This window comes from Prochlorococcus marinus str. MIT 0917 (assembly GCF_027359575.1).
Classification (GTDB): Bacteria; Cyanobacteriota; Cyanobacteriia; order PCC-6307; family Cyanobiaceae; genus Prochlorococcus_B; species Prochlorococcus_B marinus_D.
Genome location: NZ_CP114784.1, coordinates 856,586 through 869,599 on the forward strand (window position 1 = coordinate 856,586; position 13,014 = coordinate 869,599).

General features: G+C 36.4%; 13 protein-coding genes, 1 tRNA gene and 1 other RNA gene. 12 read left to right on the forward strand and 3 right to left on the reverse strand.

Annotated elements, in window-relative coordinates:
- The first annotated feature begins 185 nt into the window (after positions 1 to 185).
- From O5637_RS05060 to ftsZ, 6 genes are all read left to right on the forward strand, one after another.
- Positions 186 to 258 (forward strand) — tRNA-His (locus O5637_RS05060).
- 62 nt (positions 259 to 320) lie between these two features.
- Positions 321 to 1,712 (forward strand): tRNA (N6-isopentenyl adenosine(37)-C2)-methylthiotransferase MiaB, encoded by a 1,392-nt coding sequence (gene miaB, locus O5637_RS05065; protein ID WP_269606649.1) that lies wholly within the window; start codon positions 321 to 323, stop codon positions 1,710 to 1,712.
- A gap of 53 nt (positions 1,713 to 1,765) precedes the next feature.
- Positions 1,766 to 2,827: a D-alanine--D-alanine ligase family protein gene (locus O5637_RS05070; RefSeq protein ID WP_269606651.1), complete on the forward strand. Its 1,062-nt coding sequence runs from the start codon at positions 1,766 to 1,768 to the stop codon at positions 2,825 to 2,827.
- 36 nt (positions 2,828 to 2,863) lie between these two features.
- Complete coding sequence (locus O5637_RS05075) at positions 2,864 to 3,274, forward strand: hypothetical protein (protein WP_269606653.1); 411 nt, start codon at positions 2,864 to 2,866, stop codon at positions 3,272 to 3,274.
- Positions 3,262 to 4,092 (forward strand): cell division protein FtsQ/DivIB, encoded by an 831-nt coding sequence (locus tag O5637_RS05080; RefSeq protein WP_269606655.1) that lies wholly within the window; start codon positions 3,262 to 3,264, stop codon positions 4,090 to 4,092. Before O5637_RS05075 ends, O5637_RS05080 begins: the two co-directional genes overlap by 13 nt.
- A gap of 169 nt (positions 4,093 to 4,261) precedes the next feature.
- Positions 4,262 to 5,359 carry a cell division protein FtsZ gene (gene ftsZ, locus O5637_RS05085; RefSeq protein WP_269606658.1) on the forward strand — a complete coding sequence of 366 codons (1,098 nt, stop codon included), beginning with the start codon at positions 4,262 to 4,264 and terminating at the stop codon, positions 5,357 to 5,359.
- Positions 5,360 to 5,384: 25 nt separating this feature from the next.
- Here ftsZ and ffs read toward each other — a convergent pair.
- An RNA gene (ffs, locus tag O5637_RS05090) (signal recognition particle sRNA small type) lies at positions 5,385 to 5,481 on the reverse strand.
- A gap of 42 nt (positions 5,482 to 5,523) precedes the next feature.
- Here ffs and panB point away from each other — a divergent pair.
- Positions 5,524 to 6,297: a 3-methyl-2-oxobutanoate hydroxymethyltransferase gene (panB, locus tag O5637_RS05095; protein WP_269606660.1), complete on the forward strand. Its 774-nt coding sequence runs from the start codon at positions 5,524 to 5,526 to the stop codon at positions 6,295 to 6,297.
- On the opposite strand, the gene hemW is transcribed toward panB, so the two are convergent.
- The gene (hemW, locus tag O5637_RS05100) at positions 6,284 to 7,513 is read right to left on the reverse strand and encodes a radical SAM family heme chaperone HemW (RefSeq protein WP_269606662.1); all 1,230 of its coding nucleotides are present in this window, start codon (positions 7,511 to 7,513) and stop codon (positions 6,284 to 6,286) included. The genes panB and hemW overlap by 14 nt on opposite strands.
- Positions 7,514 to 7,621: 108 nt before the next feature.
- Here hemW and O5637_RS05105 point away from each other — a divergent pair, with 108 nt between their 5' ends.
- The 5 genes from O5637_RS05105 to cbiB all read left to right on the forward strand — a co-directional run bounded on the left by O5637_RS05105 (position 7,622) and on the right by cbiB (position 12,241).
- Positions 7,622 to 8,731 (forward strand): PIN/TRAM domain-containing protein, encoded by a 1,110-nt coding sequence (locus tag O5637_RS05105; protein ID WP_269606664.1) that lies wholly within the window; start codon positions 7,622 to 7,624, stop codon positions 8,729 to 8,731.
- Positions 8,732 to 8,769: 38 nt separating this feature from the next.
- Positions 8,770 to 9,444, forward strand: a complete 675-nt coding sequence (locus O5637_RS05110; RefSeq protein ID WP_269606666.1) for an ATP-dependent Clp protease proteolytic subunit — start codon at positions 8,770 to 8,772, stop codon at positions 9,442 to 9,444.
- A gap of 58 nt (positions 9,445 to 9,502) precedes the next feature.
- Complete coding sequence (locus O5637_RS05115) at positions 9,503 to 10,105, forward strand: ATP-dependent Clp protease proteolytic subunit (RefSeq protein WP_269606668.1); 603 nt, start codon at positions 9,503 to 9,505, stop codon at positions 10,103 to 10,105.
- A 129-nt stretch (positions 10,106 to 10,234) separates the two neighbouring features.
- The gene (ilvC, locus tag O5637_RS05120; protein WP_269606670.1) at positions 10,235 to 11,230 is read left to right on the forward strand and encodes a ketol-acid reductoisomerase; all 996 of its coding nucleotides are present in this window, start codon (positions 10,235 to 10,237) and stop codon (positions 11,228 to 11,230) included.
- Between the two features lie 15 nt (positions 11,231 to 11,245).
- Positions 11,246 to 12,241 carry an adenosylcobinamide-phosphate synthase CbiB gene (gene cbiB / locus O5637_RS05125; RefSeq protein ID WP_269606915.1) on the forward strand — a complete coding sequence of 332 codons (996 nt, stop codon included), beginning with the start codon at positions 11,246 to 11,248 and terminating at the stop codon, positions 12,239 to 12,241.
- A gap of 2 nt (positions 12,242 to 12,243) precedes the next feature.
- Here cbiB and O5637_RS05130 read toward each other — a convergent pair whose 3' ends face one another.
- Positions 12,244 to 12,996 (reverse strand): sugar transferase, encoded by a 753-nt coding sequence (locus tag O5637_RS05130; protein WP_269606672.1) that lies wholly within the window; start codon positions 12,994 to 12,996, stop codon positions 12,244 to 12,246.
- Between the last annotated feature and the right edge of the window lie 18 nt (positions 12,997 to 13,014).

Sequence of the window (13,014 nt, forward strand, 5' to 3'; positions counted from 1 at the left end):
GAACTTTTACTATTACGGGTTCTGCTTACACAGTAACTTCAATACCTGTCAATTGCGTTTTGATCAAGATATAAAAAGTGATATTTTCAATCCGTACTATCTACAATACTCACAAGCTAATTTTTTTTACCAAAATCATTTTGGAATTTCAAAATGACAAATCATTGGTAGATTAAAAGCACAAGGCGGGCGTCGCCAAGTGGTTAAGGCAGCGGCTTGTGGCGCCGCTATTCGGGGGTTCGAATCCCCTCGCTCGCCCTTGAACATTTTTTAGGACAATCTCAAAAATCTTTTTCCCCAAGGAAAAAAATTCATCTGCGATGACAACAACCATAGTTCCTACTAAACAAAGCAATTCTTTTAAAAGCCCTAGAGGAAGCTACTGGATTACCACTTTCGGTTGTCAAATGAATAAGGCTGATTCAGAGAGAATGTCAGGCATTTTGCAAACGATGGGATATGAGCTTGCAGAAGAGGAACTTAAGGCAGATTTAGTTCTCTACAACACATGTACTATTCGTGATAATGCTGAGCAGAAAGTTTACAGCTATTTAGGAAGGCAAGCTAGAAGGAAAAAATCAGATCCTAATTTAAAAATTATCATTGCAGGATGCTTAGCTCAACAAGAAGGGGAAACACTTTTAAGAAGAGTTCCTGAAGTAGATCTTGTAATGGGACCTCAGCATGCAAATCGACTGGAGACTCTTCTTAATCAAGTTGATAACGGACACCAAGTTTTAGCGACTGATGAACAGCACATTTACGAAGACATTGCGACAGCAAGAAGAGAGAGCGCCATCTGTGGTTGGGTTAACATTATTTATGGATGCAATGAGCGATGCACTTATTGCGTAGTCCCGTCAGTTAGAGGTAAAGAACAATCACGAACACCGCAAAGTATTAAACATGAAATAGAAGAATTAGCGAGAATTGGGTATAAAGAGATAACCCTTTTAGGGCAGAATATAGATGCTTATGGCAGAGACTTTAAAGCTTATGAATTCAATAAATCTGGGCAATTAACACTTTCATATTTATTAGAATATATTCATGATATTGAGGGGATAGAGCGTATAAGGTTTGCCACAAGTCATCCTAGGTATTTCACGAAAGAATTAATAGATGTATGTGCAAAGCTTCCTAAAGTTTGTGAACACTTTCATATCCCAGTCCAAAGTGGAAGTAATAAAATACTAAAAAATATGGGTCGAGGGTATACAGTTCAAACCTATAAAGAAATTGTCAATTATATAAAACAAATAATGCCTGATTCGTCAATTACTTCTGATGCAATTGTAGCTTTTCCGGGAGAGACGAGAGATCAATTCGAAGAGACGCTATCACTTATAGAGGATGTTAAATTTGACCTGGTTAATACTGCAGCCTATTCTCCCAGACCAAATACTCCAGCCGCCTTATGGCCTAATCAATTATCTGAAAAAATAAAAATAGATCGACTAAGAGAGATTAATAACTTAGTAGAAAAGACTGCGAAGAAAAGAAACTTAAGGTACAAAGACTCCTTACAGGAAATACTCGTTGAAAGCATAAATTCTAAAGATAATTCCCAATTACTAGGAAGGACTAGAACAAATCGACTAACATTTTTTCCAAAATCCTCAATTGATAGCAAATCACCTCAACCTGGACAAATAGTGAATATAAAAATCAACGAAATACGTCCATTCTCATTAACTGGGAGCTTGTTATAAATGTTGATTAATTCAATTAACAACGTTTATAGAATATTGAGAACAAAATAGACATGTCGAATAAAAAGCAAGTTATAGGACTAGTTTTTGGTGGTTATTCAAGTGAACATGAAGTTTCTATCAAATCAGCTGAAACTATTTACGTCGCCTTATCTCATTCTTGCAATATTGAACGTTTTATTGTAAATCCAATTTATATAGACAAGAATGGTTTTTGGTCGGATTCAGAATACTCAAAGTCAATTTTATTAGGAGAAAAGGAATCAACCAAAACAATAAAAAGCAATATAAAGTCTATGAATAATCTCGCTAACTTTCCAGCAGAAAGTAACAAAGTTGATGTGTGGTTTCCCGCATTGCATGGTCCAAATGGAGAAGATGGAGTTATTCAGGGATTGTTTAAATTAACTGGAAAACCTTTTGTTGGATCAGGAACTCTAGGTTCATCTTTAGGCATGGATAAAATAGCAATGAAATCTATTTTTAAATCATTTAATCTTCCTCAAGCTCCATATACTTATTTACACAAAGTGAATTTATCAGACAAATCATTCATGAAGTCGATATATAATCAAATAGAAGAAATAATAAATTATCCATGTTTTGTAAAGCCAGCCAATCTGGGCTCTTCTATTGGAATAACTAAAGCATACTCAAAAAAAGAGCTAATTACCGGAATAGAAACTGCAGCAAAATATGATGAAAGAATTATAATAGAAAAAAATATTGAAGGGAGAGAACTTGAATGTGGAGTATTAGGAAAATCTATAATGAAATCATCAGTTGTTGGCGAAGTTAAATTTCAAACCGATTGGTATACATATGAATCCAAATATGATGAGAATCTAAGCAGTACAATTATCCCAGCTGATTTAAACATAGATATAGTTAATAAGATACAAAAGCTAGCTATCGAGGCATGTAAAGCTATTAATGCTTATGGCTTGGCGAGAGTCGATTTTTTTTACCAAGAAAGCACGGAACAGATTTTTATAAATGAGGTTAATACCTTGCCAGGCTTCACTAAAACAAGCATGTACCCAACATTGTGGGAAGCTTCGGGATTAAAACTAGAAAAACTTGTTGCTAGTCTCATAGAAACAGCTAAAGAATGAATTAACCATGACATTTTTAGATCTATTTTTCAAAAAATGATTCACGGTCTCCTTTGGTTGCCATTATTGATGGCTTTTATTCTCATAGCTTCCCTTGGCTGGATAGAGAGAAGGCGACAGAATCTCTATCTGATTTGGGCTAAAGGTTCAGAGCTCGCCAAGCTTGATGGGACAGGAGCTGCTCGATTAAAAGCTGGCATTTTATGCTGGAGCAGCTTTGAGGCTGGCAGCTTCAAGGAGGAAGCAACTTTCGAAGTTAAGAAATTAGAAATGGTTGAGCTGATGGCTCTCAGTTCAGGTGAAGCACCACTGACAAAAGAATCTGAAGGACGTTGTCGACTCAGGCTTGTTGGCTCAGGGAGAGAAATAGATGTGCCTTTTTCAGATGCTGAGCGTGCTCGTCAATGGATGGACAAACTTATGTCAAGAGCAAGATGCGACCTTTGAAATCAAATAAAAGGAAAAACAGAAAATTAATTAAAAATAACCGAATATCAACTAAAAAAGTCTCGAATATTTTTCAAAATAAAGATTTTCTAATTGAAATTTGGCAATTAATTTTTTTTTCAAGCACTTCAATTTTTCTGATTCTTACATTTTTAAACCAAGCATGGAAACCAATAAGTTTTGATCAAACTAAAATCACAGGTCTCTCTGGAATATCAAAAAACGATCTCAAACAAACAACTAGTATTTTTTATCCTAGAAATTTGTTGGAATTAAATCCCAAAGAAATTGAATCCTATTTAATAAAAAAGCTTCCTATTAAAGGAGTTTCAGTAAGTAGAAAGTTTTTCCCTCCCGAAATTCATCTAAATATTTTAGAAAGAGAGCCAATAGCTTTTGCCAGTCGTCTTCTTTCAAACAATATTGAAAAAGGAATGATTGATATTGAAGGATCGTGGATACCTCTTCAATTCTTAAATAAATCAAAGCAAAATCAAATTAAATTATCTATAGAAAATTGGAATCCAAATAAAAAAAAGGAAATTATTTTAATAATTAAAAATAGATTTATTTTTCAAAGTCCTCTTCAAAAAATCAAAATAGATCCTCTTCAAGAAATCAGCATAAAAACCGAGCACTTCGATTCAGTCCTTTTAGGCTCAGGAACTGATCGTTTAATTGAGCAAATAAATAAACTCAACCAGCTACAAAAATCATTACCAAATCTTTTAATCAACACAAAAGTAAAAATCGTGGATCTTAGAGATCCAAGCAAACCAGAATTAAAAATAGAAAAAATACTGGATGATGAGAGGTAAAAGCCTTGCTATGACATGACTTTTTAGAAATGTTTAATATGCTGTCATCAATTCACGGGCAATCATGGAAATTAATTTGTTAATCAATTTGAACCTATAAGCCAACAGAATTCATGGATGATGTTCATAATGCCCAAAACGAGTTCTAATCCTGAATATGGTGATGGGAATGGGAAACAAATCTAGTTTCAACATGGATGAAGGAATCCTACCCAGTCAATCTGCACGTATTGAGGTTATTGGCGTTGGTGGCGGCGGAAGTAATGCCGTCAACCGAATGATTAATAGTGATCTTGATGGAGTCACATATCGGGTGCTCAACACAGATGCCCAAGCGCTTATTCAATCATCCGCAACTCATAGAGTTCAACTTGGTCAAAGCTTAACTAGAGGTCTTGGAGCAGGTGGCAATCCAAGCATTGGGCAGAAGGCAGCTGAAGAGTCTAGGGCTGACCTTCAACAAGCCCTAGAAGGAGTTGACCTAGTATTTATTGCTGCTGGCATGGGAGGAGGTACTGGGACAGGGGCAGCCCCTGTCGTTGCTCAAGTTGCCAAAGAGAGTGGTGCTTTGACAGTGGGGATTGTTACCAAACCATTCAGTTTTGAAGGGAAACGTCGTTTAAGACAAGCTGATGAAGGTATAGCAAGACTTGCAGAGAATGTTGATACATTAATTGTCATTCCAAACGACAGACTAAAAGACGTAATTTCAGGAGCGCCTTTGCAAGAAGCCTTTAGAAGCGCTGACGATGTTCTTATGAAAGGAGTTCAAGGAATAAGTGACATAATCACTTGTCCTGGATTGGTTAATGTAGATTTCGCTGATGTGCGCTCTGTGATGACAGAAGCTGGTACTGCGCTTTTAGGTATAGGTTTAGGCTCTGGAAGGTCAAGAGCTCTAGAAGCAGCTCAAGCAGCTATCAACAGTCCTCTTTTAGAAGCAGCTCGAATAGATGGAGCGAAAGGATGTGTAATAAACATAACTGGAGGCAAAGATATGACTCTTGAAGATATGACATCTGCGTCTGAGGTCATATCCGATGTAGTAGATCCAGAAGCAAATATCATTGTAGGTACTGTAGTTGATGAAAAACTTGAGGGAGAGATTCAAGTAACTGTTATTGCTACAGGATTTGACAGTAATCAAATTTATTCAAATGAACGAAATAGAGCAAGACTTTCGCCTCAATCACTCTACGAACAAGCAGAAGCTAGAGAATCAGGGGCTTCGATACCAGAGTTTTTACGTCTAAGACAAAATCGTTGAAATTATCAAATTCCTCTTTTATTAAGGTGACCCGGAGTCCACGCCTGCTTTGAGCATCCCATATGGCTGCTACCTTCCGGTCCTGACCAGGTTTGAGCGTCACAGCCGCATGGGGCCGAGTCACTAATATTCTAGCAATAGCTAAACACGTTATTAAGAATTAAATGCAAACCACAGAATTGGTTCGTTTTAAAAAGTTGGGCAAACAGATAACTGTATTAACTGCTTGGGATGCCATCTCATCCTCAATAGTCGAGGCCGCAGGTGCTGATGTTGTTCTAGTGGGAGATTCACTTGGGATGGTTGTCTTAGGACACGCAACTACACTTCCTGTCACGCTTGATCAAATGCTTCACCATACACAAGCTGTTTGCAGGGGATTTTGCAAGCCTTTTCACGAACAACCATTAGTAGTTTGTGATCTCCCTTTTCTAAGTTATCAATGTGGAGAGGACAAAGCCGTTGAAGCTGCTGGAACTCTCCTTAAAAATTCTTCAGCTTCAGCAGTGAAACTTGAAGGAGCGGAACCTGAAACTTTACTGGTAATTAAAAGACTTATCAGAATGGGAATCCCAGTAATGGGTCATCTTGGTTTAACTCCGCAGTCAGTTCATCAACTTGGATATAAATCTCAAGCAAGGGATAAAGATAGTCAAGATAAAATTTTCAAAGATTCAAAAATGCTTCAAGAATCAGGATGTTTTGCAATAGTTCTTGAACATATCCCAGGAGAAATTGCCAGCCGGTTAAAAAAAGATCTAGCCATTCCTGTAATTGGCATTGGAGCAGGCAGTGATTGCGATGGGCAGGTAAGAGTTACAGCTGATATTCTTGGCCTTTCAATTGCACAGCCTCCTTTTGCAAAGCCTTTAATTGCAGGACGCAAACTTTGCATAGATGCCCTAAGAGACTGGATAAAATCTACTAATCTTGATTAAGTGAATCCCACCATAAAAACATCTGAATCAAAATCTGATTGCTAATTTGCATCCCCTTGGGATCACTTAAAAAATATCTTCCATTGTTTCTTAATATAGATCCTTCTTTTAAATAATTAAGCCAATATTCCTCCAGTAATTTTAAATTTTTGTCGCATTCTTTTTGAGTCCATCCAACATTTTTAGCAAGTTCCTCAAAATGAACACCTTCACGTCTCCTCAGACCAATCATCAAAAGCTCATCCAAGGGCATCGGTGTTGAAATTTCATTTAACAAAGTTTTCTCTAATAATTGACTTTCTTGTTGCTCAAGCCAATTTTTATAACCAGCAATTGTTCTGGGTCTAGAGAATCTCTCACCCCAAGGAGAACTTGTTGCGCCCATCCCAAAGCCCCACCAACCAGAACCACTCCAATACATACGATTATGTCTAGATGCATGTCCAGGTAATGAATAACTTGAAATCTCGTATCTAGAGAAACCGCTACTTTTAAGAAATCTATTAGTTTCAAAATCTATTTTTTGAGCTTCAGATTCAATTGGGATATTCAACTTACCTCTTTTGTGTATTCTTCCAAAAACCGTATCTGGTTCGATAGTTAAATCATATATTGACAAATGAGGAGCTTCCGTTTTAACTGCTTGTTCTAACTCTTCAATCCACTTAGACAAATTTAAACCTGGAAGATTTTGAATCAAATCAAGACTCCAGCTTTTTAGCATTCCCTCTTTATATAAGTTATTTACCCAATTACACGCCTCAATTAATTGTGAACGATTATGTTTTCTACCAATAGAAGCTAAAATTGTGTCATCAAAGGCCTGTCCTCCCAAGCTAAATCTATTGATTCCAATTTCTACATATCCATTCAGATCATTTTTCAAAAATGTTGCTGGATCAACCTCCATAGTTATCTCCGCACCATCTTGAAATCCAAATTTTTTTTGAAGATTTTTTAATAAACCACCTAGCTCATTTTTTTTCAATAAAGAAGGGGTTCCACCACCCAAATAAATTGTTGAAAGTGCAGGACCTTTAGGGGAAATTGAAATCTCTCTATTAATTAAATCCAAATATGAGTTAATAGAAGTTATCCCTGGACTACCTGTAGCTTGAACGCTATCACCTAAAGGGATAATGGAAAAATCACAGTAAAAACATCTTTTATGGCAAAAGGGTATGTGCAAATATGCACTTCTTGGTGGGGCTACCATTTGAGCTCTAAATATACAAACCCAAATAAATGGTCACTTTTACAATCCAAATCTTTGAAAATAAATAAAGCTTTAGTAAAAAACGAGAAGCAAGCATAACCTGAATATATGGCAGACCTATTTATTCTGGTTTTATTTCTTATATCAGGTGCAATCACCGGATGGATTGGTGTGAATTGGTTGCCTGATGAGACTTTAGATCATATTACTAATTTAAAAAATTTAAAAATTGCTCTTTCAGGATTAACAGCTCTTGTAGGACTTTTAATAGCCTTCCTTTTTCAGCAATTTAGAAATAAATTAACAAAAAGAATAAGAACTATGCCAACAGATCTTCTGGTTAGTAGATCTATTGGCATAGTTCTTGGACTTATCATTGCAACTCTTTTATTAGTACCTGTACTACTTTTACCGTTACCCGCTGAATTGTTTTTTGTAAAGCCTATTTTTGCTGTACTTAGCAACATTTTTTTTGGAGTACTTGGATATAACCTTGCCGATGTTCACGGGCGAACAGTTTTACGCCTTTTCAATCCAAATAGCACTGAATCTTTGTTAATGGCAGATGGTATTCTAACTCCAGCTAGTGCGAAAGTTTTAGATACCAGCGTTATAATTGACGGTCGCATTCAGTCTCTCCTTAGATTTGGACTTATAGAAGGGCAAATAATCGTAGCTCAATCAGTTATGGATGAGCTACAAAAACTAGCTGACTCAAGTAACAACGAAAAGCGAGGAAAAGGAAGGAGAGGACTAAAATTACTTAACCAATTAAGAGAAAGTTATGGAAGAAGATTAGTTATTAACAGTACAAAATATGAAGGGGAAGGAACTGATGAAATTCTTTTAAAATTAACCTCAGATATCTCAGGAATATTAATCACTGTCGATTACAACTTATCTCAAGTAGCTCTAGTCCAAGAAATAAAAGTTCTTAACTTAAGCGATCTAGTACTTGCAGTTAGACCAGAAGTTCAACCTGGTGAAAAGTTAAATTTAAAAGTAGTTAGAGAAGGTAAGGAAAACTCACAAGGGATTGCTTATCTTGAAGATGGCACAATGGTAGTTATCGAGGAGGGTCTCCAATGGATTGGTAAAAGAATAGAAGTAGTTGTGACTGGAGCATTACAAACACCGACGGGCCGAATGGTTTTTAGTAAAGCTTCAAATGATCAGCCCCCGAACAAATTTGAACAAACAAAAGCATCTCAAGGCTAGATCTAGCTAGGCTCGAATCCAAGAAGACTTAACTTCATATGACTGCATCTTCCCCGTATTATGGCGATTCTGCCGTAATGAGAACACCGCCCCCTGATTTACCATCGCTTCTCCTGAAAGAAAGGATAGTTTATTTAGGCTTGCCACTATTTTCCGATGATGATGCCAAAAGGCAGCTTGGAATGGATGTAACTGAACTAATTATTGCCCAACTTCTTTTTCTCGAATTTGATAATTCTGAAAAACCTATTTATTTTTATATTAACTCAACTGGAACGAGTTGGTACACAGGAGATGCAATCGGATTTGAAACCGAGGCCTTTGCGATCTGCGACACTCTCAGATACGTGAAGCCTCCAGTTCATACTATTTGCATAGGCCAAGCCATGGGGACCGCAGCAGTAATACTCTCGGCCGGTACGAAAGGGCAACGAGCAGCATTACCTCATGCGTCAATTGTCCTTCATCAGCCCAGAAGTGGCGCTCAAGGCCAAGCAACTGATATTCAAATCAGAGCAAATGAGGTTATTCACAACAAAAAAGCAATGCTAGAAATCCTCAGTCATAACACTGGGAGATCAGTAGATCAATTATCCAAAGACTCAGATCGCATGAGTTATCTTAACCCTAGTGAGGCAGTTGAATACGGGATTATAGATCGCGTTCTTACCAGTAGAAAAGACTTACCAGGCGAAAAGGTTTTGCCCACATAAGTAAAAATAATTTTCAATTTTTTAATCATCACCCTAAACAACTCAAAATCAATCAGCCATGCCAATAGGTACTCCAAGCGTTCCATACCGTCTTCCAGGAAGTCAATTTGAAAGATGGGTTGATATATATACAAGACTTGGTGCGGAAAGAATTCTATTTCTTGGTCAAGAAGTAAACGACGGCATTGCAAATAGCCTCGTAGCGCAAATGCTTTATCTTGATTCTGAAGACAGTAGTAAGCCCATCTATTTGTATATCAACAGTCCTGGAGGCTCCGTAACAGCAGGATTAGCGATCTATGACACGATGAGATATGTAAAAAGTGATCTTGTAACCATTTGTGTTGGATTAGCGGCCTCAATGGGTGCCTTTTTACTCTCTGCAGGGACAAAAGGTAAAAGACTTGCATTACCTCACAGTAGAATCATGATTCACCAGCCACTTGGCGGTACTGCTCAAAGACAAGCGAGTGACATAGAAATTGAAGCCCGAGAAATTCTCAGGATAAAAGAAATGCTCAATAAATCCATGGCAGAGATGACTGGACAAACATTTGAAAAGATTGAAAAAGATACTGATCGTGATTACTTTTTGAGTGCGGAAGAAGCAAAAAATTATGGCCTAATCGACCGAGTGATAACCCACCCAAATGAAAGTTAAGATAAAAAGTTTGTTGTTCTCATAAATTAAATTGTCTTGATAGTCAAAAAAATATATCAATGAAAGTGGATTCGATAGCACTCTATTTCGTAAGCTCAGCCTTAATACAGTTCTGAAATACCCACTCACATGGCAAAACTTTTTTACGACTCCGATGCAGACCTAGGTCTTCTTCAAGATAAAACCGTTGCAATTATCGGCTATGGATCTCAAGGCCATGCGCATGCATTGAATTTAAAAGATAGTGGCATCAACGTTGTTGTTGGACTTTATGAAGGAAGTCGCTCAGCCAGTAAAGCAACTTCTGATGGATTGGAAGTTTTAAGCGTATCAGAGGCCTCCGAGAGGGCAGATTGGATTATGATACTTTTACCTGATGAGTTTCAAAAAGACGTTTATACCAAAGAGATAGCACCTCATTTGAAACCAGGGAAAATACTAAGTTTTGCTCATGGTTTCAATATTCGTTTTGAATTAATAAAACCACCTGAGTTTGTCGATGTTGTAATGATTGCACCAAAAGGGCCTGGGCACACTGTCAGATGGGAGTATCAGAATGGTCAAGGGGTTCCTGCTTTATTTGCCATTGAGCAAGATGCCTCAGGCAAAGCCAGATCACTTGCGATGGCTTATGCAAAAGGTATTGGAGGAACACGCGCTGGAATTCTAGAAACTAACTTCAAAGAAGAAACAGAAACTGATCTATTTGGAGAACAAGCAGTTTTGTGTGGAGGCCTATCAGAATTAGTCAAAGCTGGTTTTGAAACTCTTGTAGACGCAGGCTATCAGCCTGAATTGGCCTACTTCGAATGCTTGCATGAAGTCAAATTAATAGTTGACCTCATGGTTAAAGGAGGTCTAACGGCAATGAGGGATTCGATTTCAAATACTGCTGAATATGGAGATTACGTAAGCGGTCCAAGATTGATAACTAAAGAGACAAAAGAGGAAATGAAAAATATTCTTGCCGATATTCAAGATGGTACTTTTGCTAAAAACTTTGTAAAAGAATGCGAGGCTGGAAAACCTGAAATGAAAAGGATTCGCCAAACAGACTCAGAACTACCGATAGAAAAAGTAGGAAAAACACTTCGTTCTATGTTTAGTTGGCTTAAATCAGACTAAAATATCATTCATATAATCTCACTTGCAGTTATTCTCGACCTTTTAATAGGCGACCCTAAAAGCTTGCCACACCCTGTCCAATTAATGGGTGTGGTTATTAGTTTTTTGAGAAGATTAGCTGAAAGTATTGCGAACGAAAATAAATCAAAATTATATATAGGAGGTTTAATATTGACCTTGATAGTATTATCATTAAGTGGTTTATCTGGATGGCTTTTAGAAAGATTATTTTTATTTTATAAAGTAAAAAATCCAATATTAAGTACATTATGCTTTGCATTTATCTTAAGTAGTTCTCTTGCTTCGAGAAGTCTAAATAAAAGTATTTTAGAAATTCTAAATTTACTAAGAAACAAAAATCCTGAAAATAATCTAAGTAATTTAAGACAAAAATTAAGTCTTATAGTTGGCAGAGATGTAGAGAATTTAGATACAAATGAAATTCTTAGAGCTTCGGCTGAAACAGCGAGTGAAAATTCTGTGGATGGTATTTTTGCTCCATTATTTTGGATGTTTATAGGAACTATTTTCTGGGAATTTAATCTATCCACTCCAGGGCCATTGGCAATGGCATGGATCTTTAAAGCATCTAGCACCATTGATTCAATGCTTGGATACAAAGATGGCAAATTAAAGTGGCTTGGCTTCACAGGTGCGAAGCTGGATGATCTAATGGTATGGATTCCTTCAAGAATTGTATTAATTACTCTTCCTTTTTGCTGTAAACCAAAGCATTCAATTTTAAAAACGATAAGATATTCCTGGAAGGATGGAATAGCAGATTCCTCGCCAAACTCAGGCATTTCTGAAGCAATATTTGCTTATTGCGCAGAAGTAAGAATGGGAGGATTAAACTATTACAAAGGGGTAAAAAATATAAAGCCCATAATTGCAAAATCTTATCCAATAGCAAGTATAAATTCTGTAAAAAAGATCCTTAATCTAAGTATTAGACTTGAAATCGCTTGGCTATTATGTTTTTCAATAATAATAAAATATATTAATTTGTAAGCTCAATATGCCCCTCTATCCATTGGAAAAATTAATACTCCTAATGTAAGAATAATGATTTCCAAATCAAGTATAAAATTTCTATTTCTTGCATAAGCTAAATCTAATTCAACCCTTTTTTTATAACTAAGATTATTTCTACCACTAACCTGCCATAAGCCAGTGAGGCCTGGTCTAACAGATATAACTTCTTCCATAAAAAGGCTGTATTTGTTTATTTCATTACTCACTATTGGTCTAGGGCCAACAACACTCATTTCTCCTTTTAAAACATTAAAGAATTGGGGTAATTCATCTAGGCTAGATCGTCGAAGAAATCTACCTAATTTTGTTATCCTAGGATCCTTACGTAATTTAAAATCTTTTTCAAATTCCTTTCTCATAAGAGGATATTTCTCTAATAAATTTGGAAGCAAATCATCAGCATTCTTATACATAGTACGAAACTTAATACATCCAAATTCTCTATAGTTTCTTCCTATTCTTTTTTGAATATAAAAAACAGATCCTGAAGAACTTAACTTTACTAAGATTCCAATTAAGATAAATACTGGTGAACCTAGAGTTAAAACTAGCAAAGAAAAAATGACATCACCTATTCTTTTTAATGTCCGTCCATAACGACTTTGATTTCTTATTATTTCTACAGCAAGCAAAGAAGAAGGTTCTTTTGAGATTACTTCAAAAGGAATTCTTGGAGATCCTTTACGAAACTCAGACCAACGTAATAAAGATTTTCTTGAATTAGTTTGCACAAATTATTGAGTTAGTAA

What these genes read in the sequence shown, in the direction of transcription:
- miaB (WP_269606649.1), top strand. Translation starts at nt 321, where the DNA reads ATGACAACAACCATAGTTCCTACTAAACAAAGCAATTCTTTTAAAAGC.
- O5637_RS05070 (WP_269606651.1), top strand. Translation starts at nt 1,766, where the DNA reads ATGTCGAATAAAAAGCAAGTTATAGGACTAGTTTTTGGTGGTTATTCA.
- O5637_RS05075 (WP_269606653.1), top strand. Translation starts at nt 2,864, where the DNA reads ATGATTCACGGTCTCCTTTGGTTGCCATTATTGATGGCTTTTATTCTC.
- O5637_RS05080 (WP_269606655.1), top strand. Translation starts at nt 3,262, where the DNA reads ATGCGACCTTTGAAATCAAATAAAAGGAAAAACAGAAAATTAATTAAA.
- ftsZ (WP_269606658.1), top strand. Translation starts at nt 4,262, where the DNA reads ATGGGAAACAAATCTAGTTTCAACATGGATGAAGGAATCCTACCCAGT.
- panB (WP_269606660.1), top strand. Translation starts at nt 5,524, where the DNA reads ATGCAAACCACAGAATTGGTTCGTTTTAAAAAGTTGGGCAAACAGATA.
- hemW (WP_269606662.1), bottom strand. Translation starts at nt 7,513, where the DNA reads ATGGTAGCCCCACCAAGAAGTGCATATTTGCACATACCCTTTTGCCAT.
- O5637_RS05105 (WP_269606664.1), top strand. Translation starts at nt 7,622, where the DNA reads ATGGCAGACCTATTTATTCTGGTTTTATTTCTTATATCAGGTGCAATC.
- O5637_RS05110 (WP_269606666.1), top strand. Translation starts at nt 8,770, where the DNA reads ATGACTGCATCTTCCCCGTATTATGGCGATTCTGCCGTAATGAGAACA.
- O5637_RS05115 (WP_269606668.1), top strand. Translation starts at nt 9,503, where the DNA reads ATGCCAATAGGTACTCCAAGCGTTCCATACCGTCTTCCAGGAAGTCAA.
- ilvC (WP_269606670.1), top strand. Translation starts at nt 10,235, where the DNA reads ATGGCAAAACTTTTTTACGACTCCGATGCAGACCTAGGTCTTCTTCAA.